The sequence below is a fragment of the Arthrobacter sp. NPDC093128 genome, from assembly GCF_040683875.1.
GTDB lineage: Bacteria > Actinomycetota > Actinomycetes > Actinomycetales > Micrococcaceae > Arthrobacter.
Map to the genome: position 1 here is coordinate 35,269 of NZ_JBFBEY010000018.1, position 23,490 is coordinate 58,758.

Annotated in this window: 24 protein-coding genes; 16 read left to right on the forward strand and 8 right to left on the reverse strand. The window is 65.5% G+C overall.

Features of this window, described 5'->3' with window-relative positions; genetic code table 11:
- Positions 1–32: 32 nt before the first annotated feature.
- Complete coding sequence (locus tag AB0N24_RS19885) at positions 33–458, reverse strand: Hsp20/alpha crystallin family protein (protein WP_364128175.1); 426 nt, start codon at positions 456–458, stop codon at positions 33–35.
- 140 nt (positions 459–598) lie between these two features.
- On the opposite strand from AB0N24_RS19885, the gene AB0N24_RS19890 reads away from it, so the two are divergent.
- Complete coding sequence (locus AB0N24_RS19890; protein ID WP_364127970.1) at positions 599–904, forward strand: MerR family transcriptional regulator; 306 nt, start codon at positions 599–601, stop codon at positions 902–904.
- Positions 905–911: 7 nt separating this feature from the next.
- Here the strand turns inward: AB0N24_RS19890 and AB0N24_RS19895 are convergent, their stop codons facing one another.
- Together AB0N24_RS19895 and AB0N24_RS19900 are read right to left on the reverse strand one after the other, a co-directional pair.
- A complete protein-coding gene (locus tag AB0N24_RS19895; protein WP_364127973.1) occupies positions 912–1,217 on the reverse strand; it encodes an MmcQ/YjbR family DNA-binding protein in 306 nt (101 codons plus the stop codon).
- Positions 1,218–1,223: 6 nt separating this feature from the next.
- Positions 1,224–2,006 (reverse strand): phosphatase PAP2 family protein, encoded by a 783-nt coding sequence (locus tag AB0N24_RS19900; RefSeq protein WP_364127975.1) that lies wholly within the window; start codon positions 2,004–2,006, stop codon positions 1,224–1,226.
- 146 nt (positions 2,007–2,152) lie between these two features.
- Here AB0N24_RS19900 and AB0N24_RS19905 point away from each other — a divergent pair, with 146 nt between their 5' ends.
- The 6 genes from AB0N24_RS19905 to AB0N24_RS19930 all read left to right on the forward strand — a co-directional run bounded on the left by AB0N24_RS19905 (position 2,153) and on the right by AB0N24_RS19930 (position 8,153).
- Positions 2,153–3,268 (forward strand): DNA alkylation repair protein, encoded by a 1,116-nt coding sequence (locus AB0N24_RS19905; RefSeq protein WP_364127978.1) that lies wholly within the window; start codon positions 2,153–2,155, stop codon positions 3,266–3,268.
- 312 nt (positions 3,269–3,580) lie between these two features.
- Positions 3,581–4,705 (forward strand): multiple monosaccharide ABC transporter substrate-binding protein, encoded by a 1,125-nt coding sequence (chvE, locus tag AB0N24_RS19910; RefSeq protein ID WP_364127981.1) that lies wholly within the window; start codon positions 3,581–3,583, stop codon positions 4,703–4,705.
- Between the two features lie 100 nt (positions 4,706–4,805).
- Complete coding sequence (gene mmsA, locus AB0N24_RS19915) at positions 4,806–6,335, forward strand: multiple monosaccharide ABC transporter ATP-binding protein (RefSeq protein WP_364127984.1); 1,530 nt, start codon at positions 4,806–4,808, stop codon at positions 6,333–6,335.
- 5 nt (positions 6,336–6,340) lie between these two features.
- The gene (gene mmsB / locus AB0N24_RS19920) at positions 6,341–7,654 is read left to right on the forward strand and encodes a multiple monosaccharide ABC transporter permease (RefSeq protein ID WP_364127987.1); all 1,314 of its coding nucleotides are present in this window, start codon (positions 6,341–6,343) and stop codon (positions 7,652–7,654) included.
- A gap of 44 nt (positions 7,655–7,698) precedes the next feature.
- A complete protein-coding gene (locus tag AB0N24_RS19925) occupies positions 7,699–7,908 on the forward strand; it encodes a hypothetical protein (RefSeq protein WP_364127990.1) in 210 nt (69 codons plus the stop codon).
- Positions 7,909–7,922: 14 nt separating this feature from the next.
- Positions 7,923–8,153, forward strand: coding sequence for a hypothetical protein (locus tag AB0N24_RS19930; protein WP_364127993.1), 231 nt, complete (start codon positions 7,923–7,925; stop codon positions 8,151–8,153).
- Positions 8,154–8,240: 87 nt separating this feature from the next.
- On the opposite strand, the gene AB0N24_RS19935 is transcribed toward AB0N24_RS19930, so the two are convergent.
- The 3 genes from AB0N24_RS19935 to AB0N24_RS19945 all read right to left on the reverse strand — a co-directional run bounded on the left by AB0N24_RS19935 (position 8,241) and on the right by AB0N24_RS19945 (position 10,655).
- On the reverse strand, positions 8,241–9,272 hold the full coding sequence (locus AB0N24_RS19935) for an aldo/keto reductase (protein WP_364127996.1): 1,032 nt from the start codon (positions 9,270–9,272) through the stop codon (positions 8,241–8,243).
- An 8-nt stretch (positions 9,273–9,280) separates the two neighbouring features.
- A complete protein-coding gene (locus AB0N24_RS19940) occupies positions 9,281–10,153 on the reverse strand; it encodes an NAD(P)-dependent oxidoreductase (protein ID WP_364127999.1) in 873 nt (290 codons plus the stop codon).
- Between the two features lie 184 nt (positions 10,154–10,337).
- Complete coding sequence (locus AB0N24_RS19945; protein ID WP_364128002.1) at positions 10,338–10,655, reverse strand: DUF3040 domain-containing protein; 318 nt, start codon at positions 10,653–10,655, stop codon at positions 10,338–10,340.
- Between the two features lie 282 nt (positions 10,656–10,937).
- Here AB0N24_RS19945 and AB0N24_RS19950 point away from each other — a divergent pair, with 282 nt between their 5' ends.
- Positions 10,938–11,570, forward strand: a complete 633-nt coding sequence (locus AB0N24_RS19950; RefSeq protein WP_364128004.1) for a response regulator transcription factor — start codon at positions 10,938–10,940, stop codon at positions 11,568–11,570.
- Between the two features lie 54 nt (positions 11,571–11,624).
- Here AB0N24_RS19950 and AB0N24_RS19955 read toward each other — a convergent pair whose 3' ends face one another.
- Complete coding sequence (locus AB0N24_RS19955; protein WP_364128006.1) at positions 11,625–13,295, reverse strand: GAF domain-containing protein; 1,671 nt, start codon at positions 13,293–13,295, stop codon at positions 11,625–11,627.
- Between the two features lie 271 nt (positions 13,296–13,566).
- Here AB0N24_RS19955 and AB0N24_RS19960 point away from each other — a divergent pair, with 271 nt between their 5' ends.
- A complete protein-coding gene (locus AB0N24_RS19960) occupies positions 13,567–14,610 on the forward strand; it encodes a glycosyltransferase family 4 protein (protein WP_364128008.1) in 1,044 nt (347 codons plus the stop codon).
- On the opposite strand, the gene AB0N24_RS19965 is transcribed toward AB0N24_RS19960, so the two are convergent.
- Entirely contained in the window at positions 14,607–15,956 is a 1,350-nt protein-coding gene (locus AB0N24_RS19965; protein WP_364128011.1) for a phosphoribosyltransferase, read from the reverse strand. The two genes, AB0N24_RS19960 and AB0N24_RS19965, sit on opposite strands and share 4 nt — an antisense overlap.
- Positions 15,957–16,339: 383 nt before the next feature.
- On the opposite strand from AB0N24_RS19965, the gene AB0N24_RS19970 reads away from it, so the two are divergent.
- From AB0N24_RS19970 to AB0N24_RS20000, 7 genes are all read left to right on the forward strand, one after another.
- Positions 16,340–17,080, forward strand: coding sequence for a GAF and ANTAR domain-containing protein (locus AB0N24_RS19970; RefSeq protein ID WP_364128013.1), 741 nt, complete (start codon positions 16,340–16,342; stop codon positions 17,078–17,080).
- Between the two features lie 182 nt (positions 17,081–17,262).
- Positions 17,263–18,285, forward strand: a complete 1,023-nt coding sequence (locus tag AB0N24_RS19975; protein WP_364128015.1) for a LacI family DNA-binding transcriptional regulator — start codon at positions 17,263–17,265, stop codon at positions 18,283–18,285.
- A 104-nt stretch (positions 18,286–18,389) separates the two neighbouring features.
- Positions 18,390–19,625 carry an ABC transporter substrate-binding protein gene (locus AB0N24_RS19980; protein ID WP_364128018.1) on the forward strand — a complete coding sequence of 412 codons (1,236 nt, stop codon included), beginning with the start codon at positions 18,390–18,392 and terminating at the stop codon, positions 19,623–19,625.
- Between the two features lie 9 nt (positions 19,626–19,634).
- The gene (locus tag AB0N24_RS19985) at positions 19,635–20,666 is read left to right on the forward strand and encodes a sugar ABC transporter permease (RefSeq protein ID WP_364128021.1); all 1,032 of its coding nucleotides are present in this window, start codon (positions 19,635–19,637) and stop codon (positions 20,664–20,666) included.
- 7 nt (positions 20,667–20,673) lie between these two features.
- Positions 20,674–21,534, forward strand: a complete 861-nt coding sequence (locus AB0N24_RS19990; protein WP_364128023.1) for a carbohydrate ABC transporter permease — start codon at positions 20,674–20,676, stop codon at positions 21,532–21,534.
- A 53-nt stretch (positions 21,535–21,587) separates the two neighbouring features.
- Positions 21,588–22,364: a ThuA domain-containing protein gene (locus AB0N24_RS19995; RefSeq protein ID WP_364128026.1), complete on the forward strand. Its 777-nt coding sequence runs from the start codon at positions 21,588–21,590 to the stop codon at positions 22,362–22,364.
- Positions 22,361–23,482, forward strand: coding sequence for a Gfo/Idh/MocA family oxidoreductase (locus AB0N24_RS20000; RefSeq protein ID WP_364128029.1), 1,122 nt, complete (start codon positions 22,361–22,363; stop codon positions 23,480–23,482). Before AB0N24_RS19995 ends, AB0N24_RS20000 begins: the two co-directional genes overlap by 4 nt.
- The last annotated feature ends 8 nt before the right edge of the window (positions 23,483–23,490 follow it).

A 23,490-nucleotide genomic window follows, 5' to 3' on the forward strand; every position in this document is an offset into this window, starting at 1 on the left:
CCACGGCACCCGCCCCGCGCTTCATTTACCGACTAGCTGCCGATTTCGTGCATGCTGTCCTGCTTGGAATCGATTTCGATCTTGCGCGGCTTGGCCTGCTCGGCGATCGGGATGCGGAGCGTCAGGACGCCGGCGTTGTAGCTGGCTTTGACCTTATCCGTGTCCAGGGTGTCGCCGAGGATCAGCTGGCGGCTGAAGACACCGCGGGGGCGCTCCGAAATGACCAGCTCCACGTTGGGCTGCGTCTGATCGCGCCGTTCAGCCCGCACAGTCAGCACGTTCCGCTCAATGTTGAGGTCCACCGAATCGACGTCGACTCCAGGCAGATCGAACGAGACCACGAACTCCCCGTTTTCCTGCCATGCGTCCATCGGCATGGCCGCAGGCCGGGCAGCGGTTCCAAACACCTGCTGGGTAATCCTGTCCAGTTCACGGAACGGGTCCGTACGCATTAACATCATTTCCCACTCCTTCGACATGTGGTTGTGGCTGTATTTCTTTTCCTTGCCCGCCCTTATCTATGGTGGCGGGTATAGATTTTTTATAGCACCAGTGAGAGACTGTGGCAAGGGCAAAATGAACAGACCGAGGAGGGCCCATGGGAGCGCGCGGTGAGGAGACGGGCGTGTATGCCATCTCCGTGGTGGCCCACCTCGTGGGCACGGGCCAACAGAACATCAGGCTCTACGAACGGAGGGGCCTGCTCACGCCGGACCGCACCTCCGGCGGGACGCGGCAGTACAGCGAGGCGGACCTCGCCGTGCTGAAGCGCATCGGTGAGCTGCTGGACGAAGGACTCAATCTTGCCGGCGTGGCGAAGGTACTGGAACTTGAGGCAGCCAACGCCAGGCTCCGGACCGAGCTGAAGAGGGCCCGCGCCCGCCCGCAGGACTCAGGGGCATGAGCGGGGGCTACTTGCGGCCGCCGGCAAGCAGGTAGGATTCTTCGAGAAGTTCCGCCAGCTCCTCCACATCGATCCGGTCAAGCCGGACCAGGACAAGCTGCCGCGAGCGCTCGTGGTGCGGAGTCCAGAAGTACGTGCCGGGGTCCGTACCGGCGAGCGCTTCCCGTTCCCCCGTCTTTACGGTCAGGACACCGTCCTCCCAGATCCTGGCCATGAGCGTCCGGGCAAACCATGCCGGCTGGTTCCAGCTGGGCCGCTCGGTGACGCCAGGCAGAGCGAGGCAGATGCGCCGGACGTCCCCTTCGCCGGCCATTCCGCGCTAGCCTTCCGCCGTATCGGCCTTGGACAGTTCACCGGTGATCTGTTCTCCCGGGACGCGGGCCGTGCGCCACGTATCCACTGCGATGACGGCCCCCAGCACCACGAAGGAAATGAACAGCGAGGCCAAAGCGTCGCTGACCCAGTGGTACCCCAGGTAGAGCCGGCTCACCGAGGCCAGGACAATCCCGATGGCGGCAGCGGCGAAGCCGGCCACAGCCGGCCACGTGCTTTGGCGGCGCGAGAAAACGAGGAACGCGGTGATCAGGAGGAAATCGCAGGCACCGAGCACATGCCCGGAGGGGAAGGAGAAGGTGACGTCCGGACCGAACAGCATAAGGTCCAGTGGCGGCCGCTGGCGGCCCACCGACCGGCCAATGATCTGGGCCAGCGCCACGCCCGTCAGCATGGCTCCGGCCAGGAGCAGAGGGCGCCAGGCGTGCTTGGCGGCGATGCCCCAGGCCACGGTGACCACCAGGATGATGATGGGGAGCGCAACAGGTCCGAAAACGATTGCCAGGAAGATCATGACAGCGGTGAGCGGTTCCGAGCGCTGACTTAGCAGCCAGGCCCTTGCGGGTTCGTCCAGGCCGGTCAATCCGTCCCTTCCGAGGACATCCGCGAGAGTCAGCACGAACAGGCCTGCACCCAGGATCATCAGGATCAGGGCGATCCGGTACAGGTTCTTCCGGGACCCTGCACTCATGTACCGCTCTTCGACTACGAATTTGTCGTGGAAGACCCGCCACCAACGGGGCGATTTCCGCGATTGATCTTCAGACATTTAACGCCCCGCCTCAGCAGTCCTAAACGATGTTCTCCGCTGAGATTATCCCGGTTCCGCCGTTTTGGCTCGCGGCGGACCGCTGACAGCCTGGGCCCCGACCGCCGGTGGCCGATCCAGTCAGGCCACCGCGGTAGCCTGACTGGATGGGTGCCATGAACGAACTGATTGACCGGGCCGCCGTCGGCCTGCTGGTCCGCGTCCTGACGGACGCATCACCCGGCACGTCCTGGACGAATGTGACGGCTGCCGGCGGCGCGCTGGACCACCTCAGCCTCCGCGGCCGCACGGACCACGTCAGCCAGGGACTCCTTGCGGACATCGCCGGAGTGGCCGGTCCTCAGGGGAAGTATCCGACGGCGGCGCGCATCTTCCGCCGCGCCCTCAAGGACGCCGACTTCACGGGTTGGACCCTCTGGCCCGTCACGGAAACGGCAGTGACCCTCGCCCTCGATTCGACGGAGTCCGCCGACTTTGACGACTGCCTCCGGCTTCTCGCCCAGCTGACTCCACGCCTGACCGGGGAGTTCGCCATCCGGCGGCTGCTTGCTGCCGACCTGGACCGGGCACTCGCTGCCGTGCTGACCTGGACAGCCAACCCCGACGAACACGTCCGCCGCCTCGCCAGCGAAGGCACCCGCCCTTACCTTCCCTGGGCTGTCCGGATTCCCGGCCTGATCGAGCGGCCCGGGGCCACCATTCCCATCCTTGATGCCCTATACCGGGACCCGCATGAGTATGTCCGGCGTTCGGTGGCAAACCACCTCAATGACCTGGCACGCCACTCCCCCGAAGCAGTGCTGGCGGCGGCGGCGGCCTGGGCTGCGGAACCGGACGGCAACACGCAATGGGTGATCCGCCACGGACTCCGCACCCTGGTAAAGAAAGCCCACCCGGGCGCCCTGGCCCTGCAGGGGTTCGCTCCCGCGTCGCTCACGGTAACCCCGCCGAGGCTGGACCGGAGCGTCGTGGCACTGCCGGCGGACCTGGCCTTCGAATTCGAGATCTCGAACACGGGGTCCGACCCCGCCAGGCTCGCCGTGGACTACATCGTGCACTACATGAAGGCGAACGGCTCGCAGTCGGAAAAGGTCTTCAAACTGGCGGCCCTGACCCTGCACCCCGGCGAAACCAGGACGGTGTCCAAGCGCCACGCCTTCCGGCAGATGACCACGCGGGTGCACCACGCCGGCGGCCACGGCCTGGAACTCCAGATCAACGGCGTCAGATATGCGTACACCGACTTCGTTGTCGAAACCTAAGGGGGCAGCCTCCGATGTCAGGCGGTCCGGCGGGGCGAAACCCGCCCACCGTGGCTTAAATGTGATTTGACTCACAGGAATCCGCCGGTTATGCTCGATTCGTTGTTAGCGCTAACATAGCATCATCTTTACGGAGTAAAACCAGCCGGAAGCGACCCAAGCGGCCGGTCCGGTCACTGAAGTACCGTGGTGACGGATCTCCGGATCAGGCACCGTTCGACCGGTCCCACCGGCCGGCCCGGCCGGGAAGCGCAGATGCCTCCCGGCTCAGTACAAATTCGCGGACTGCGTTGTCCGCGGAAGGAGATAAACGTGAGAATCAAGAAACTCCTGGGCGCAGTTGCCGTCGTCCTCGCTGTCACAGTGGGGGCTACGGGGTGCGGAAGCCGGGGCGGAGCGGCCACTCCTTCCGGCAGCGCCGATGCAGCGGGCTCGCTCGTGGGCATCTCAATGCCCACCCAGACCTCCGAACGCTGGATCGCGGACGGCAAGAACGTCTCCGACTCGGTCACGAAACTGGGCTACAAGGCAGACCTGCAGTTCGCCAATGACGACATTCCCACGCAGGTCTCGCAGATCGAAAACATGCTGACCAAAGGCGCCAAGGCCCTCATCATTGCGGCCATTGACGGCACCACCCTGACCGACGTCCTCGCCAAGGCGAAGGAGCAGAACGTGAAGGTGATCGCCTACGACCGCCTGATCAACGGCACACCGAACGTGGACTACTACACCACGTTCGACAACTACACCGTGGGCGTCCAGCAGGCCACGTCACTGCTCACCGGCCTTGGCCTGGTTGATGCCAGCGGCAAGAAGGTGGAAGGCAAGGGCCCGTTCAATGTGGAGCTCTTCGCCGGCAGCCCGGATGACAACAACGCCAACTTCTTCTGGACCGGCGCCATGGACACGCTCAAGCCGTACCTGGACGCCGGAACCCTGAAGGTCCCCAGCGGACAGACCAAGTTCGAACAGGCAGCAATCCTGCGCTGGCAGGCCCCCGTTGCCCAGAAGCGCATGGAGGACATCCTGACCGCGGCCTACAGCTCCGGCACCAAGCTCGACGGCGTCCTCTCCCCCTATGACGGCCTGTCCATCGGCATCATCTCCGCACTGACCAGCACCGGCGGCTACGCCAAGGGCAACCTTCCGATCGTGACCGGCCAGGACGCAGAGAAGGGCTCCGTGAAGTCCATCATCGCCGGCGAGCAGTACTCCACCATCTTCAAGGACACCCGCAAGCTGGGTGAGCAGGCAGTGAAAATGGTTGACGCCGTGCTGAAGGGCCAGCAGCCTGAAACCAACGACACCAAGACCTACAACAACAAGGTCAAGGTGGTCCCGGCTTTCCTGCTCGAGTCCGTGATCATCACCAAGGACAACTACAAGCCGGAACTGGTTGATTCCGGCTACTACACGGAGGCGGACATCAAGTAGCAGCCGTACCGGGTGCGGCCGGGCCTGGTCCCGGCCGCACCACAACGGGGGACCCTGCATCCGCAGGAGTCCGGCTCTGACAAGTCATCGGGAAATCACCATGAACGTACCTATTCTTCAAATGCGGGGAATCACCAAAACCTTTCCCGGGGTGAAAGCCCTCCAGGACGTCACCCTGGACGTGAACCGCGGCGAGGTGCATGCCATCTGCGGTGAAAACGGCGCAGGCAAATCCACCCTCATGAAAGTCCTCTCCGGTGTGTACGCGCACAACACCTTTGAGGGCGACATCCTCTTCGAAAACGAACCGTGTGACTTTTCCAGCATCAGCGACAGCGAAAAGCGCGGCATCGTGATCATCCATCAGGAACTGGCGCTGAGCCCTTACCTTTCCATTGCCGAGAACATCTACCTCGGCAACGAGCTGGCCAGGAACGGATGGGTGGACTGGCGCAGGACGAACCTCGAAGCCGCCAAACTGCTGGCACGCGTCGGGCTGAGCGAAAACCCCGTGACCCCGATTCAGCACATCAGCGTCGGGAAGCAGCAGCTGGTCGAAATCGCCAAAGCGCTGTCGAAGGAAGTGAAGCTGCTCATTTTGGATGAGCCGACCGCTGCGCTCAACGACGAGGACTCCGACCACTTGCTGGACCTCATCATGCACTTGAAGGGCCAGGGCGTCACGAGCATCATCATCAGCCACAAGCTCAACGAAATCCGCAAGGTCGCCGATGCCGTGACCATCATCCGCGACGGCAAATCGATTGAGACCCTGCGGCTCGACCAGGGGCAGATCACCCAGGAACGCATTATCCGCGGCATGGTGGGCCGCGACCTGGAAAGCCTGTATCCGGACCGCTCGCCCAGCATCGGCGAGGAAGTCCTCCGCATTGAAGACTGGACCGTGCAGCATCCCCAGGACGCCAGCCGCACTGTGGTCCACAACGCCAGCCTGAACGTGCGGAAAGGCGAAGTCGTCGGGCTTGCCGGCCTCATGGGCGCAGGCCGGACCGAACTGGCCATGAGCGTCTTCGGCCGCACCTACGGACGCGCCGTTTCCGGCAAGGTGTACAAGTACGGCAGGGAAATCAACACCTCCACCGTTTCCGATGCCATTCAGCACGGGATCGCCTATGCCACCGAGGACCGCAAGCACTACGGCCTGAACCTGATCGAAGACATCAAACGCAATATCTCGATGGCAGCCCTGCACAAGCTCGCCAAGCGCGGCTGGGTGGACAAGAACGAGGAAACCACGGTGGCCAACCGCTACCGGAAGAGCATGAACATCAAGGCGCCCTCGGTGGCAGCCATCACGGGAAAGCTATCCGGCGGGAACCAGCAAAAAGTCGTGCTGAGCAAGTGGATGTTTTCAGACCCCGACGTGCTGATCCTCGATGAACCCACCCGCGGCATCGATGTCGGGGCGAAGTTCGAGATCTACACGATCATCGCCGAGCTCGCAGCCGAGGGGAAGGCCGTGATCGTGATCTCCTCCGAACTTCCGGAGCTCCTGGGAATCTGCGACAGGATCTACACCCTGTCCGCAGGTCACGTCACCGGCGAGGTCCCTATCGCCGAGGCCACCCAGGAATCCCTCATGCACTACATGACCCAAGAGAAGGAATAGCGAACATGTCCGCCCTACGAGAATCCCTTGGCTTCCTCACAAGCCGCCTCCGCCAGGTTGGCATCTTCGTCGCCCTGATCCTGATCGTCCTGCTCTTCCAGGTCCTGACCGATGGCATCCTGCTGGAACCGCAGAATGTCACCAACCTCGTGGTCCAGAACAGCTACATCCTGATCCTGGCCATCGGCATGGTCATGGTCATCATCGCCGGCCACATCGACCTCTCCGTGGGGTCCATCGCCGGCTTCATCGGCGCCGTATCGGGTGTGATGATCGTCCACTGGGGCTGGGCCTGGTGGATTGCCATCCCGGCCTGCCTGCTGGTCGGCGCCCTTGTCGGCGCCTGGCAGGGCTACTGGATCGCCTACGTTGGAATCCCCGCGTTCATCGTGACCCTCGCCGGCATGCTCATCTTCCGCGGGCTGACCCTGATCACCCTCAAAAACCAGCAGATCACCCCGTTCCCCGCTGAACTGCGCGCCCTCGGCGGCGGCTTCCTGCCCGACATCTCCGGCGGCACCTCGGTACTCGAATGGCTGACCGTCATCCTGGGCGTCGGGGGCACGGCGGCCATTCTCTTCCAGGCCATCAAGGAACGCCGCGTCCGCCGCAAGTTCAACCTCGAAAACGAACCCATGGCGTGGTTCGCCATCAAAACCGGGTTCATTGCCCTGCTGATGCTCACCATCACCTTCCTGCTCGCCAGCTACCGGGGGACGCCCATCGTGCTGATCGTGCTGGCCGTCCTGGTCATCGTCTACTCGGCACTCATGAACAACAGCATCTTCGGCCGCCACACCTATGCGATCGGCGGTAACCTCCACGCGGCCGAACTTTCAGGCATCAAGACCAAAGCAGTGACGTTCCGGCTGTTCGTAAACATGGGTGTGCTTGCCGCGCTGGCAGGCCTCGTGTTCACGGCCCGCCTGAACTCCGCCCAGCCGGCCGGCGGCACAGGCTTCGAGCTGGACTCCATCGCTGCCGCTTTCATCGGCGGTGCCGCAGTACAAGGCGGTATCGGCACCGTGGCCGGCGCCATGGTGGGCGGCCTGATCATGGGTGTGCTCAACAATGGCATGTCGATCCTCGGCCTCGGCACCGATTACCAGCAGCTCATCAAGGGCCTGGTGCTCCTCCTTGCCGTCGGTTTCGACATCTTCAACAAGAACCGCAGCAGCGGCGGCGGATCGGCCATCGGAAAGCGGTTCAAGCTCAGGACGACACCTCCTGCCGGTGCAGAAACCAAGGAACCCGCCCAGGACCGCCCGGTGGCTGTGCCCGCCGGCACCGAGCAGGCAAGCGCAGTGCGCAACCCCTGAGACAGTACATCCACCGGAAACCCGACCAGCGAAAAGGACAGCCCATGCCCACACTCATTGAGCCGATCGACATTCAGGTCACCAGTCGGCGCGTCCTGGACGAACGCCTCGAGGCCGCCGTCAATGGCCTCCGGGAGGTGGCGATGCTGACGGGGACCCACGGAATCCTGATCACCCGCAACCGGCCCGGACACTACACCGTGGCCCTTTCCGAAGAGGTTCCGTTCGGGACGACCCGCGAACTGATTCGCTGAAGTCGGATGCTCTCGTGTCCGAAGCACCCGATGACTGGCAGCTGCTGATTGGTAGCTGGGTTGAGCTGCGCCACGACGGCCGGATTGTCCGGACCGGCGAGGTGGAAGACGCCACCGCTGACTCATCCGTGCTGTGGCTGAGGTTTAACGGCAACCACGGCCGCCAGCTGGTGGCCAAGACCGACGGGTACGAGATTCGCCAGATCGGCCCTTGGCAGGATCAAGGGCAGGATCAGCGGCACTGACAACACAAGGGAGGCCGACGGCGGCAGTCACATTCCGCCGTCGGCCTCCCTTGTCAGTGGTTCCGTCCGTTGTGTTTCCGGCGTTGCTTAGCGGCCGCCCTCGAGCTTCCGGATGCGCTGCTCCTGTGCCATCGGACCGTACGGATACACGCCCAGCTGCGGCTGGCTGACCTCGGCCAGGCGCCGGGTTTCGTCCTCCGACAGCCGGAGGTCCGCCGCGGCAAGGTTGTCCGCCAGCTGCTCCTTGGTGCGGGCCCCGAGGATCACGGACGTCACAGCCGGGCGGTCCGCCAGCCAGGCCAGGGCAACCTGCGAGGCGCTCACGCCGTGGTCCGCCGCGATCTTTTCCACGGTTCCGATAACCTCCCAGGTCCGCGGATTGTCATTGCGGGCCTGCCAGGCTTCCATGCCGCGTTTCGGATTCTCCCCGAGCCTGGTGGCACCCGCCGGGGCCTCGTCACGCTTGTACTTCCCGGAGAGCCAGCCGCCGCCAAGGGGCGACCACGGCAGCAGGCCGATGCCGGCGTCGAGGGAGGCGGGAACAATCTCCGATTCAATTTCGCGGACCAGCAGGCTATATTGCGGCTGCAGGGTGACCGGCGCGCTCCAGCCGTTGGCCCTGGCGAGGTGCACCGCCTTGGTCAGCTGCCAGCCCAGGAAGTTGGAGAAGCCGTAGTAGGCAATCTTGCCGCTGCTGACGGAGTCGTGCAGGAAGCGCAGCGTCTCCTCCAGCGGTGTGATGGGATCCCACGCGTGCATCTGGTACAGGTCGATCTGTTCGACGCCGAGGCGCCGCAGCGAATTGTCGAGGGCATGCGTCAGGTGCCGGCGCGAGGTTCCGAGATCGTTTGGAGCCTTGCCCATCGGGAAGCGGCCCTTGGTGGCCACGACAGCGCGGTCCCGGACGTCGGGACGGGCCGCCAGCCAGCTGCCGATGATCTGCTCCGAGACCCCCTGGCTGTAGACGTCCGCGGTGTCGATGAAGTTTCCGCCGGCTGCAAAGTAGCCATCAAGGATGGCGAACGAGGTTTCCTCGGTGGCTTCAGCGCCGAATGTCATGGTGCCCAGCGCGTAGTTGGAAACGACGGCGCCGCTGTTGCCCAGTGTGCGGTATTCCATAGTGCTCCTCAGTCCTCGGTTGGGGTGGTGCGGTTCGGGTGGTAGCTGCGCCAGCTGTGCTCGGGGGCGTAGCCCAGGAGACGCCTGGCCTTGTCGATGGACAGCATGGTCTCGTGTTCGCCGAGTTCCCTGGTTACCTTGACGCCGGGAAAGACTTCCGCGGCCAGGCTGGCACTGGACCGGCTCATGACCGTGTCCTCGTTGGCAATGATGAACGCCTCGAACCCGGGTTTGCCGTTCTCCAGCGCCCGGGCAACGGCCTGGGCGCCGTCGCGGCCGTCGATGTAGGCCCACAGGTTCCACTTCCGCAGGGTGGCGTCAGAGTCAAAGGTCGGAAAGTCCTCGTAGTCCTCAGGGTCCATGACATTGGAGAACCGCAGTCCCACAATGCTCAGTTCCGGGTCCCAGCGGGTCAGCTGGATGGCCATCTGCTCCTCCAGGTGCTTGACCAGCGAGTACGTGCTCTCCGGCCGGGCCGGATATTCCTCGTCCACCGGGATGTAGGGCGGCTCGACGTCGAACGGCAGTCCCAGCACCGTCTCGCTGGAGGCGTAAACAATGCGTTTGATCCCGGCACGGCGCGCTGCCTGGAAAACGTTGTAGGTGGCCAGCATGTTGTTCTCGAAAGTGGCGGCGTCCGGCGCCAGGCCGGGCGCCGGAATGGCGCCCAGGTGTACCACCGCGTCAAAGCCCTGGTGGCGGTCATCGAGGCCAAGGATAACGTCCAGCACCTGGCCGTAGTCGCGCAGGTCCACTTGGGTGAAGCCGCGGCCCCTAGCGCCCGAGCGGTCCAGGTTCAGGACGTTGTGCCCGTCCGCGGCGAGCCTGCGGACCACGCTTCTGCCCAGCTTCCCGCTTCCTCCGGTAACAGCAACTCTCATCAGGAACTCCTCTGGGTTGTTGGCGGCAGCAGTGCACCGGTGGTCTTCCGGCACCGCCGTCGTCATTCCACCCTAGGGGCGCTGCGGCACGCGCGCAGCCCTTTTGGCTGGCCCTCTGAGTCCTAGGAAGAGGCGGCCCTGCCTGTCGGAGCACACGGCTCGGACGGAACAGGCGTATGGGTCCTTAGATATGCTGTGACTGGCCTGGCAGGCCGAGGCTCGGGCGGCCGAACGGAAGCCTGCTCGGACCGATCCCCAGCGAGGCGTAGTAGCCACCGGCCACCATCACCGCGAAGCCGGAGACGCCTAAATACAGCAGCTGCAGGACGGCGCCTGCGATCACCATGAGGAATCCGAAGACCACGCACAACGCCCCGAGCACTACCCGGCGTATCAGTAAACGCCGCCGGCCTTCCATACGCGCGGCGAATCGCGGATCATCCTCGAGAAGCGACTGTTCGATCTGCCTGAGGATGTCCCTTTCATGTTCAGAAAGCGGCATCGTTACCTCCGAACTGGATTGATATTAAGGATCGTCCAGTCTGGCGTTATGTCAATAGAGCCAAAAGACATGGACGAAAGCCGGTGGCTTCAGGGCCACCGTGTTCAGTGACTTTGTGCCCTAATCCCGGTTGGTGCCAAGCCCTAACCTGAAGTCATGAGCGCGGTGAGCACCGCGCGCCACGTCCCGGGAGCATCGTCATGAAAGCAGCAACGGCGAGCATCACTGCAGGCGCAATCCTGCTGCTGGTGGGCGCCCTGCCAATGAAACCAGGACCGGGTGATGCTCACCGTGGCCACTGACCCAGCACACGGGGACAACGTTGTTGGGGGGACGCGGGTATACATCCTCGACAGCCATGCTCTGGTCCGGCTGGGGCTCCGGGAGCTGCTGGAAGAGGCGCACTTCGTGGTGGTGGGCGAGAGCGGTTCGGCCGCCGAGGCGAGCCAAAGGATCCCCGGGCTGAACCCGGATCTGGTGGTGATCGGGGCGTACTTGCCCGAGGGCACCGGCATCGAGGTGTGCCGGGAGATCCTGTCCGACAACGCGTCGCTCCGGTGCCTGCTGCTCAGCAGTTACGACGACGACCATGCCTTGGGCAGTGCGGTATTGGCCGGGGCGGCCGGCTATGTGCTCCGGCAACTGCCCGGAACCGCCCTCATCGAGGGAATCCGCAGGGTGGCCACCGGCGAATCGTTACTGGCGCCAGGGGCCAAACGCAGGGTCATGGAGGGCCTGTACAGGGTCCAGGCGGACCGCAGCGGCCTGAGCTCGCATGAGCTGGAGGTCCTTGCCCTGATGGGGCAGGGCCTGACTAACCGCGAGATCAGCGAGGAAACCAGCTTTGCCCGGGCCGCAGTGAAGATGCAGGTGGCCGGGATCCTGGTGAAGCTGGGCTTCGAGCTGCGCAGCTAGTTCCGGTCGCCGCCCGCACCGGCCCCGTTGCCTCCCGGGTCACCTTGTCCCGGGTCACCTGGAGGGGGCGCTCCAGGTCAGGCGGGTGCCGCGTCCCGGGCTGCTCTTGATGGAGCACTCCCCGCCCAGGGCCACGGCCCGGTGCTTCATGTTGGCGATTCCGCTGACACGCAGGGGGTTTTCGAACCCGCAGCCGTTGTCCGCAATCCTGAGCTCCACACCGTCTGTCCCGGCAGTCAGGGTGATGTCGATTTCGTCGGCGCCCGAGTGGCGTACCGCGTTGCTCAAGCCCTCGGACAGCACCGGCAGCAGCTGTTCGACGACGGCGTCGGGCACCGCTTCGTCCACCGGTCCCGTCAGCTGGACCTTGGGTGAAAATTCAGAGTTCCGGATCCCCTCGTGGATGGTCCGCATAATGAGGCCGGTCAGCGGCTCCTTCTGCCCATGGCCGGTCCGCATCGAGTAGATGGTGTCCCTGAGTTCGTGGATGGTGCTGTCCAGCTCCGCAGTAACCGCCGAGATGCGGTCCTGGGCCACGGGGTCCGGGATGTACCGCCGTAGGCTCTGCATGCTCAGGCCTGCCCCGAACAGCCGCTGGATCACAAGGTCGTGCAGGTCCCGGGCGATCCTGTCCCGGTCGGTGGACAGCAGCTGCTCTTCCCTACGCTCCCTCGCCCGGACCAGCCCCAGGGCCAGCCCCACCCGGGAACCGAAGACGGCGCTCGATTGGATGTCGGATTGGAGGTAGAGCGCGCCTCCTGCGGGCCGGGCAAGAATCAGGAGGCCGCATTCACTGCTCTTGCGCCCCAGCGCCGCCACCAGCAGCGGACCCAGCTTCCCGTCAGTGCCGGGCCCGAACACATCGCCGGGATGCAGGACCAGCGCCGACATTCCGGTGTCGATGACCTCGGTGACGATCTTCGACGCCGGCAGCTCCTGACCGGCGGGGAGGGACTGGACGCCCACCATGGTCCGGCAGCGCTGGGTGCCGTCGGCATCGGGATAGGCCACCACGGCCAGGATCGAATCCGAAACGGTCAACGCCCGCTCAGCCACGAGGTCCAGGTTGTCCGTTTCACCGGAAAACAGCGCCGAACTCAGCTGGTCGCTGACCTCGAGCCCGGCTTCAAGCCACCGTTGCCGCCGGCGCGTATCCTCGTACAGCCGCGCATTCTCGATAGCGACTCCCGCGGCCGCCGCCAGCGCAGAGGCCAGCTCCTGGTCCTCCGCGGTGAACGGCCCGCCGTCGAGCTTCTCTGTCAGGTAAAGGTTCCCGAACACCGCGCCCCGAACACGGACCTTCACGCCGAGGAAGGTTTTCATGTCCGGATGGTTCGGCGGGAAGCCGTTGGCCATCCCGTGGGCCCCAAGGTCGTCCAGCCGCAGGGCTTCGGGCTGGTTGATCAGGTGCCCGAGGACGCCGCGGCCGGTGGGGAGCTCGCCGATCAGCCGGATGCCGTCGTCGTCGATTCCCACCGTGATGAAGTGTCCCAATTGATGGTCGTCGTCGAGCACGCCAAGGGCGCCGTAGCGCGCTCCCACCAGTTCGCACGCGGACTGGACCACTCTGTCCAGGACGGCTTCGAGGCTGAGGTCTTCGGTGAGCGAAACAACGGCGCCCAGCAGGCCCTGCATCTGGTCCTGGGCGCGCACCAGCTCGTCCGCCCGGGCTACGAAGTCGCGGAGCAGATCCTCGGTGCGCCTCCGGATGGGTTCACGCCACATGGCGCCATCGAACGGAGGAGGATAGGTACGGGTTGAAAACCGGACGGTCCGGGCTCATGCGACTCCCCAATGCAACGAGACTCACACGGCGGACTTCTTCACCGAGTTCCAATAAATCAACCCCAGACTGATGACAACACAGTACCAAGACGGGCACAGCCGCTCAAGGGAACGGTGCGGGACTAAAGGCACTGGGAAACCCGCAGTCACGGGTGGGAACCTAAAACAGCGGAATATCGCGGCTCCCCCGGATGTGAGGAGGTGATCGGACGTGCGCATCGGACTGATCGCCCCGCCATGGTTGCCGGTGCCTCCACCGCGTTACGGCGGCACCGAGGTGGTGGTGGACGGGCTGGCCCGCGGGCTGGTTGCGGCCGGTCACGACGTGCTGCTCGCCGCCCCGGCGGGAAGCACGTGCTCCGTTCCGCTCGTTCCGGGCATGCCGAAGCCGAGCATCGGCACATCCGCCACCTGGTTCGCCGGTGCCGAGCTCTACCATGTGGCCCACGCCTATGCCGCCATGACGGATGTGGACCTGGTGCACGACCACACCGTGGCCGGCCCCTTTTTCCGCTACCGCCCGGCAGCCCTGCCCGTGGTCACCACCAGCCACGGGCCGTTCAGCTCGCACCTTGGGGATCTCTACCGGCTGATGGGGCCTGAGGTGTCCATGGTGGCGATCTCGCACCGGCAGGCCGCCGATGCGAAAGGCATCAGCGTCGCACGGGTGATCCACCACGGCATCGACGTGGACGCCGTCCCGGTGGGTGACGGAAGCGGCGGCTACGCGGCGTTCCTCGGCCGGATGAGTCCGGACAAGGGCCCGAGGGAAGCCATCCTGGCCGCCCGGGAGGCGGGACTCAGGCTGCTGATGTCCGCCCGTGTCCAGGGCGAGGAGGAAACTGACTACTTCGACAGCCAGATTGCCCCGCTTCTGGGGCCGGACGTGGAGTTCCTCGGAGAACTTACCGCGGCGGAAAAGTACCAGCTGATGGGCGGCGCGGCGGTATTCCTCAACCCGATCCAGTGGCCGGAACCCTTCGGCCTGGTGATGATCGAAGCACTGGCAACCGGCACTCCCGTGGTGGGTACAGGTTCCGGTGCGGCCCCTGAAATTGTGGACGACGGCGTCACCGGCTACCTCCGCGGCACCATCCGGGAACTGGCCGAAGCCCTGGTCCTGGCGTCGGCGCTGGACCGGCGAGCGTGCCGGCAGTCGGCCGAGACGCGTTTCAGCATGGGGCGCATGGTGGCCGACCATGTCTCGCTGTACCGCGAAGTGTTGCAGGGCAGGCTGCCGCAGCACGGCGGCTAGGCGCCGGACCCGCCCAAATCCGTCCCCGTCCCTTCACTTGGGCCCGGCACGAGGTAGCGCACGAACCAGTCCCTGGCCAGTGCCGCAGCCTCTGACAGCGTCCCGGGCTCCTCGAACAGGTGGGTGGCGCCCGGAACGACCGACAGCTGGTTGGGACACCGCATCAGGGCCTGGGCCCAATGGTTGAGCTCCAGCACCTCGCGGTCTGCACCGCCCACTATCAGAAGGGTGGGCGCGTGGACGGCGGGGAGCCTCTTGCCGGCGAGGTCCGGACGGCCTCCGCGCGAAACCACGGCCCCGATCCGCGCTCCTGGTTCCGCCGCCGCCCACAACGCGGCGCCGGCGCCCGTGCTTGCACCGAAGTACCCCACGCGGCTTCCGGAGGTGTCCGTCCGGCCGGCAAGCCACTCCGTTGCCCCCGCCAGCCGGCCCGCAAGCAACTCGATGTCGAACACATTGGCACGGTTGAGTTCCTCGGCGGGGGTGAGCAGGTCAAGCAGCAGCGTTCCAAGCCCGGCCCGCTGAAGGAGCGAGGCCACAAAACGGTTGCGGGGGCTGTGCCTGCTGGAGCCGCTTCCATGGGCGAACACCACCACGGGCGCCGCCGTCACCGGGAGGTAGAGGTGCCCTTGGAGCTGCACCTCCCCCACATCGATCTGCACGTCCTCATCGACGCCGATCCCGTTGGCGGCGGACTGGGCACTGTGCAGCCGCTTGGCTGCCGCGTCGAGCAGCAGCACCACTTCGTCGTCGCCCGTGGGGGAAAAGTCGCGGTAGTGGTAGCCGACGGCAGTGAAGTGGCGGGGCGTGGCAAGGCATACGATTTCGTCCGCTTCCCTGAGGTCCGAGAGCGTGTCTGCCGGGGCCACCGGAACTGCGAGCAGAACCTTGGCAGCGCCCAACTGCCGCGCAATCAGGCACGCCACGCGCGCCGTGGAACCGGTGGCGATGCCGTCGTCGACAATCACGGCGGTGCGGCCCGTCAGGTCAACGCGGGTCCGGCCCTTCCTGAACCGTTCCACCCGCGTCTCGAGCACCGCCCGCTCCCGTTCCTCAACCGCTCCGAGTTCGGCTTCCGACACCCTGACGCGGGAGATGATGTGCTTGTCCAGCACGCGTGCGCCGCCTTCACCGATGGCTCCCATCGCCAGCTCAGGCTGGAACGGCACACCCAGCTTCCGCACCACAATGACGTCCAGGGGTGCGTCCAGCGCCACGGCGACTTCGAAGGCGACGGGAACCCCGCCGCGGGGCAGCCCGAGGATCACGATGTCCTGGCCGCGAAGGTATTCGAGGCGCTGGCCAAGCCGCCGCCCCGCTTCAACCCTGTCCTCGAAAATGCTCATCGCCAGCCGTCCGCAGTGTGACATCGGCCGCTGTCGGCGTCCGGGCAATCGATCGGTAGGCAGGGATGCGGGGAGGGACTTCGGCGGCCGCCCTTCTCCCACTATCCGGCAGGCGGGAGCCGGGAGCGAAGGGCCTTTCGGCCCGGATTCAGCGGACACCGAGGGCACCGCTGCCGCCGCCTGCGCGGCCCCCGGTGCCCGTTGTCACACGCGACCGGAGCCCGGCAAGGGATGTATATACTTTCCCGGTACGGTTTAGCAGAGAGCCGTTGGATAGTTCTACGATCCGGCTTCTCTGCGTGCTTCCCCGCCAGTCACATTTCGGGGAGGATGGCCGCGCTGCCGGTTCGTTTTGACCTGAACGAAACGGCAGCAAGAACATCGTGGCCAGCGAGTCGACCGCAAACGGAACGTCCATCAGCCAGCACCTGCACGAAATGGTGTTGAACAGCTCAGATGTAGAGGAATTCCTCCACGAACTCGCACGCGTGTCCGCGCGCAGCCTCTCCGAACCCGGGGATGCCGTCCTGTGCGGCATCACCCTGCTCCGGCACAAGAAGGCTGCGACGGTGGCCAGCAGCAGCCCGGAAGCGCAGGCCATGGACGAAATCCAGTACACCTACGGTGACGGCCCGTGCATGACCGCCTCCCGCGACCAGGAGACTGTCCACATCAGGGATCTTGCGGACCACGACCGCTGGCCGAAGTACTCGGACACGGTCCTGGGCCACGGAGTCCGGTCCATCCTCGCCGTGCCGTTCCGGCTCGACGGCGACACCCGGGCGGCGCTGAACCTCTATTCGCACCGGCCCGGCCGGTTCGAGGGCAAAGTCCTGGAGCTCGCCGAGGACTTTGTCAGCCAGACGTCCCTGGCCCTCCGGCTGGCCGTAAGGTTCGCCCACTTCAGCGAGACCGCGGCAAACCTGAAGGCAACACTGGAGTCCCGCACCGCCATCGACGTTGCCATCGGCATCATCATGGCCCAGAACCGGTGCAGCCAGGAAGAGGCCTTCCAGCTGCTCAAGGCCGCCTCGAGCGCCCGGAACGTCAAGCTGCACGGCGTGGCCGCGGCCATCGTCGACTCCCTGGGCCACGGGCCCGCCAGGACGCACTTCGAGCTGTAACCGGACCCGGCCCGTCGCCCGCCGACCACCCACGCCAAAATAAACGTTGCACGGGGGTGTGATGCGTGCCATACTTTTTCTCGATGCGCATCGACGATGCGTATCGACAGCGGGATGAACCAGACCCGAAACCCAAATGGCCCGGCATCCAGCAGGCCCGGACGCACAGGAGGTGGGAAAGCATGCCAACCAGCAAAGACGTCGCGGAAGCGGCCGGCGTCGCCCAAAGCACAGTCTCCTACGTCCTGAGCGGCAAGCGGCCCATCTCGGAAAAGACCCGCAAAAAGGTCGAGGCTGCCATTGAGCAGCTGACCTACCAGCCCAACGCCGGGGCACGGGCGCTCGCCAGCCGCAGGACCCGCGTTATCGGCCTGGTCATCCCTTTCATCCCCGAGCTGGAGATGGCCTCGATCATGGAGTTCGTTTCTGTGATTGCCTCCACCGCACGGCAGTACGACCACGACATCCTCCTGGTCACCGAGGACGAAGGGGCCGCCGGGCTCCGCCGCGTGGTCGGCCAGCAGATCTGCGACGGCCTGATCCTCATGCAGGTGGAAGACGAGGACGAACGGCTCCCGGTGGCCCGGACCCTCAACGTCCCGGTGCTGCTGATCGGCATCCCCCGCGATCCGTCCGGACTCGTCTGCATCGATGCGAACTTCGAAATGGCCGGCGAGCACTGTGTCCGGGACCTTGCCGCCGCCGGACACTCCGTCATCTCGATCATCGACTGGCAACCTGCCGTGGTGAACCGCCATGTGAACTATGTGGACCGGTTCATGGGCGGCGCGGACGCCGCCGCCAAGGCCCTGGGCGTGTCCGTGCAGCACCTGCCGGGCGGCCCGGACCAGGCTACTATTGCCGATTCCGTGGACAAGGCCCTGGCCGCGACTGAAGGCCTGCCGGCGTTCATCGCCCCCGACCGCACCGTCCAGGACATCCTCCGGCGCGCCCTGGCCTCCCGGGGCCTCACCCCGGGCGTGAACGTTTCCATCATCGGAAGTGCCACCCCTACGCTGGCCGAACTCCAGCCCATCCCGCTTTCCACCATCGACCTGCGCCCAGCGGAGGTCTCCCGCCGGGCCGTGAAAATCATCTGCCAGCTTCTCGAAGCCGACTCCCAGGGACCACACGAATCCCTGGAGTTGGTACCCACGGTCATAACGCACCGTTCCAGCACGCTCCGACCACCCCACGGCGCCTAGCTACGCCCTCCCTGCCCAAACTTTTTATTTGACCATCGTCGATACGCATCGATGATCTGCTTTTCCGACAATTCGCCAAACCCAACAAAACAAGGAAACAGACAATGAAGTCAGCACTTCGGAACAGCCGGCCCCTGGCCGTGGCAGTGACCGCCCTCGTGGGCCTGCCCATCCTGCTCTCCGGCTGCGGCACCGCCGCTTCGTCCTCCTCGACGGAGCCGGTATCGGAGATCTCGGTCATGGACTACTACAACAACGAGCCGGACAAAACCTTCATCGGTGATGCCCTGACGGCCTGCGGCACCAAGGCCGGGGTCACCATCAAGCGGGAGACCGTCCCGGGCAAATCCCTGATCTCCAAGGTCCTCCAGCAGTCCTCCTCCAAGACGCTGCCCGACGTCCTGATGCTGGACAACCCGGACCTGCAGCAGATTGCGGCCACCGGCGCCTTGGCTCCCCTGTCCGACTTCGACATCAGCACCGCCGACTTCGCCCCCGGCGTCCTCAGCGCGGGCACCTACAAGGACAAGGTGTACGGGCTGGCCCCCACCGTCAACACCATCGCCCTGTTCTACAACAAGGACATCCTGGCGAAGGCCGGCGTCACCCCGCCCGCCACGTGGGACGAGCTGGAAGCAGCGGCCGCGAAACTGACGTCGGGCGACCAGTACGGGCTGGCGTTCAACGCCAACCCCACCTATGAAGGCACCTGGCAGTTCCTGCCGGTCATGTGGTCCAACGGCGGCAACGAAAAGAACATCGACACCGAGGAAACGGCACAGGCCCTGCAGCTCTGGACCGATCTGGTGAAGGACGGCTCTGTGTCCTCCTCCGCCCTGAACTGGACCCAGGCGGACGTCAAGGACCAGTTCCTGGCCGGCAAGGCCGCCATGATGGTCAACGGACCCTGGCAGATCCCTTCCCTCGACAAGCAGGCCTCGCTGCAGTACGGCGTGGTGAAGATCCCGGTCCGGGAAGCCAGCCAGACCGTGGTTGCCCCGCTCGGCGGCGAAGTCTGGACCGTTCCGCAGACCGGAAACAAGGCCCGCCAGGCCAAGGCCGCAGAGGTGGTCTCCTGCCTCAACAGCGACGAAAACCAGCTGGCCATGGCCAAGGTCCGGAACACCATCCCTTCCAAGACCACCCTGGCCGCGAAGTTCGCCGAGGAGAACCCCAAACTCGCCACCTTCACCGAACTCGTGAAGACGGCCCGCGCCCGCACCGGCCAGCTCGGCGAGGAATGGCCCGCGCAGGCCACCAAGATCTACACTGCCATCCAGACCGCGCTCACCGGCAAGGCATCCCCGTCGGAAGCCCTGAAGCAAGCGCAGGGACAGTAGGCAGCGGCCATGTCACTGAAAACTGATTTGTCGCAGGCCACTCCCCCGAACGGGAAGCCGGGCATCGGAAAGGCCGGTGCCCGCAAGCCGGGCTCCGGCCGGGCCGGATCCGGGGACGGGCCGGACGGCACTGCTCCGGCGCCCCGGCGACGCAGCCGGCAGCGCCGCGAGCGCCTCTTCCAGTGGCTGTTCCTGGTCCCCGCCGTCGTCTACATGGCACTGTTCTTCGGCTACCCCGTGGTCAAGAACGTCGTCATGAGCTTCCAGGACTACACCACCGCCACGTTCTTCACCGGCGAAGCCCCGTGGGTGGGGCTGGCCAACTACGCGACGGTCCTGTCGTCGTCGTTGTTCTCCACGTCCCTGCTCAACACCGCGCTGTTCACGGTGGGATCCATCCTGGGCCAGTTCGTGATCGGGCTGGCGCTGGCCATCTTCTTCCAGCGGAAGTTCCCGCTCAACGGGATCCTCCGGAGCCTGCTTCTCCTGCCGTGGCTGCTGCCGCTGATTGTCTCGAGCGCCGTGTGGCGCTGGATCCTGGACAAGGACAGCGGTGCCCTGAACCGGTTCCTGGGCGACCTGAACATCGTGGACACCGGAGTGCCGTGGCTGACCAGCACGTCGCTGGCGCTGATCGCCGTCGTCGGCGTGAACATCTGGATCGGCATCCCGTTCAACCTGACCATCCTCTACGGCGGACTGCAGGAAATCCCCGACGAGCTGTATGAGGCGGGCTCGCTGGACGGCGCCACGGGCTGGAAGGCCTTCCGGCACATCACATGGCCCATGCTGCGGCCGGTGGTGAGCGTGGTCCTGGTGCTCGGCGTGGTGTACACGCTCAAGGTCCTGGACATCATCCTGGGCCTGACCAACGGCGGCCCCGCCAACTCCACCCAGACCATCGCGACGCAGTCCTACGGGCTCTCCTTCCAGGAGTTCAAGTTCGGCGAGGGCGCCGCACTGGGCAACATCCTGGTGATCATTTCGCTGGTGTTCGCGGTCCTGTACCTCCGCGCCAGCCGGCGAGCCGTAGATGAGTGAGGAAACCATGACGACGACAACCACCTCCCGCACGGCCCTCACCCGTAGTTCCGGCCCCGCTCCGGACCGCAGGAACTGGGGGTCCACGGCGCTGGCCATCTTCTTCCTGGCCATCATGCTGTTCCCGGTCTACTGGATGGTCAACGCCTCGCTGCAGCCCAACGGCACCACCCTGGAGACCTCCTGGCTGCCGCTGAAACCGGACTTCACCGGCTACGCCACCGCCATCAGCGAGCAGGGCGGCAACCTGGGCACCAGCCTGGTCATTTCGCTGGGCAGCGTGGCGCTGAGCCTGGCCATCGCCGCTCCGGCAGCGTACGCATTGGCCTACTTCAAGGTCCGCGGCGCCGGCGTCGTGCTCTTCGCGATCCTGATCAGCCAGATGATCCCCGGCATCGTGGTGGCCAATGCCCTGTACACCGCCTACAACGACCTGGGCCTGCTCAACTCCATCCCCGGCCTGATCCTGGCGGACTCGGCGCACGGCATTCCGTTCGCGATCCTGATCATCCGGGCGTTCATGAACGGCATGCCGGCCTCGGTGATCGAGGCGGCCAGGGTGGACGGCGCCGGCCACATCCGCGCGTTCTGGTCCATCGTGCTGCCGCTGAGCCGGAACTCGCTGATCACCGCCGGGCTGTTCACCTTCCTGTTCGCCTGGAGCGACTTCCTGTTCGCCCTGACCCTGACCACCACCGAAGCCGTCCGGCCGGTGACGCTGGGCATCTTCCAGTACATCGGTGCCTACGTGAACGACTGGAGCTCGGTCATGGCGACGGCGGTGCTGGCCTCCATTCCGGCCATCATCCTGCTGGTCGCGGCCCAGAAGTACATCGCGGCAGGCACGACCGGCGGAGCCGTCAAGTAACAGCGCCGTCAAGTAACAGCGTCTTTCAACACTTTCAACACAAGGAGAGAACCATGACTGAAACCAAGAACCCCGTCCGCGTCACCGTCTGGAGCGAGAACCGGCACGAAAAGCGCGACGAGCTCGTCGCCCGTCTCTACCCCGAGGGCATGCACGGCGCCATCAAGGCCGGCATCGAGGAAAACCTTGGCGCCAAAGCCAGCGTCCGCACCGCCACGCTGGACGAGCCCGAACACGGCCTCACCGAGGAGGTCCTGGCCAACACCGACGTCCTGACCTGGTGGGGGCACATGTCCCACGGCGACGTGGAGGACGAGATCGTGGAGCGCGTGCACCGCCACGTCCTCGCCGGCATGGGCCTGATCGTGCTCCACTCCGGGCACTGGTCCAAGATCTTCACCAAGCTCATGGGCACGTCCTGCACGCTGCGCTGGCGTTCCGAGCAGGACCGCGAACTTGTCTGGACCGTGGACCCCACGCACCCCATCGCCAAGGGCGTGCCGCACCCCATCGTGATCGACCAGCAGGAAATGTACGGGGAGTTCTTCGACATCCCCACCCCCGAAGAGCTGGTGTTCATCAGCTCCTTCAGCGGCGGCGAAGTGTTCCGGTCCGGCTGCACGTTCCGCCGCGGCCACGGCAAGATCTTCTTCTTCAGCCCGGGCGACCAGGACTACCCGGTGTACCACCACAAGGACGTCCGCCGCGTCATCGCGAACGCCGTCGAGTGGGCCGTCACCGACCGCCCCGAGCGTGCCTACCCCGAGCTGCTGCGCTACGAGACGAACGATTTCTTCAACGGCAAGAGCTACCAGGGGGCCACCGCGTGAGCACCCCGTTCGCCACCATTCCCGACGACGGAACTCCCCTGCGCGTCGTCGTCGTCGGCGCCGGCGGCATGGGCCGCGCCTGGCTTCGGACCGTGGAAGAGTCACCGTTGGTGGAACTGGCCGGCATCGTGGACCTTGACCAGGGTGCCGCCCGTGCGGCGGCCGCCGCCGCCGGACGCCCGGACCTTCCGGTCGGGACCGGCACCGCAGCGCTGGCGGCCGACGTCGGAGCGCGGGCCGTCATCAACGTCACCGTCCCGGCCGCGCACCACCCGGTGACCACCGAGGCGCTGTCCGCCGGCCTGCCGGTCCTGGGCGAAAAGCCGGTTGCCTCCACCGTGGCGCAGGGCCTGTCCCTTGCCGCCGCCGCCGAAGTGTCCGGCCAGCTGTTCATGGTCAGCCAGTCCCGCCGCTACAACCGGCAGCTTTTCGAGGCGAAGCGCCTGGCCGCCTCGCTGGGCAGCGTGGGGATCGTTTCGGCCGAGTTCTTCAAGGCCCCGCACTTCGGTGGCTTCCGCGATGCCATGGACCACCCGCTCCTGCTGGACATGGCCATCCACCAGTTCGACATGGCCCGGTTCCTGCTCGACGCCGACCCGGTCTCCGTCTTCTGCGAGGAGTACAACCCATCGTGGAGCTGGTACCGCGGAGATGCCGGGGCCAGCGCCATCTTCGAGATGACCGGCGGCGAACGCTTCGTTTTCACCGGCAGCTGGTGCAGCCCCGGACAGGAGACGTCGTGGAATGCTTCATGGCGGATCAGCGGCGAACACGGCACCGTGCTGTGGGACGGTGACAACGAGCCCACGGTGGAGTCCACCGAAGCCACAGGGGCGACAGCCAGCTCCGATCCCGGCCAGGAAATCGCCGGCTCGCTGCGGGACTTCGTGGCAGCGCTCCGCACCGGGAGCACCCCGATGGGACAGGTCCACCGCAACATCATGAGCCTGGCGATGGTGGAGGCCGCCGTGCTCAGCGCCTCAACCGGAACCAGGGTTTCCGTCGATGCCCTGCTGGAAGAGTCCCACCGGCAGGCAATCCTGGAAGAGCGCGATCCCGGCGCGCTGGAGGTCCTCAAGTCCTGGCCTTCGGCCCGGACGGCCTTGTCCGCGTCCTAGGCTGTCCG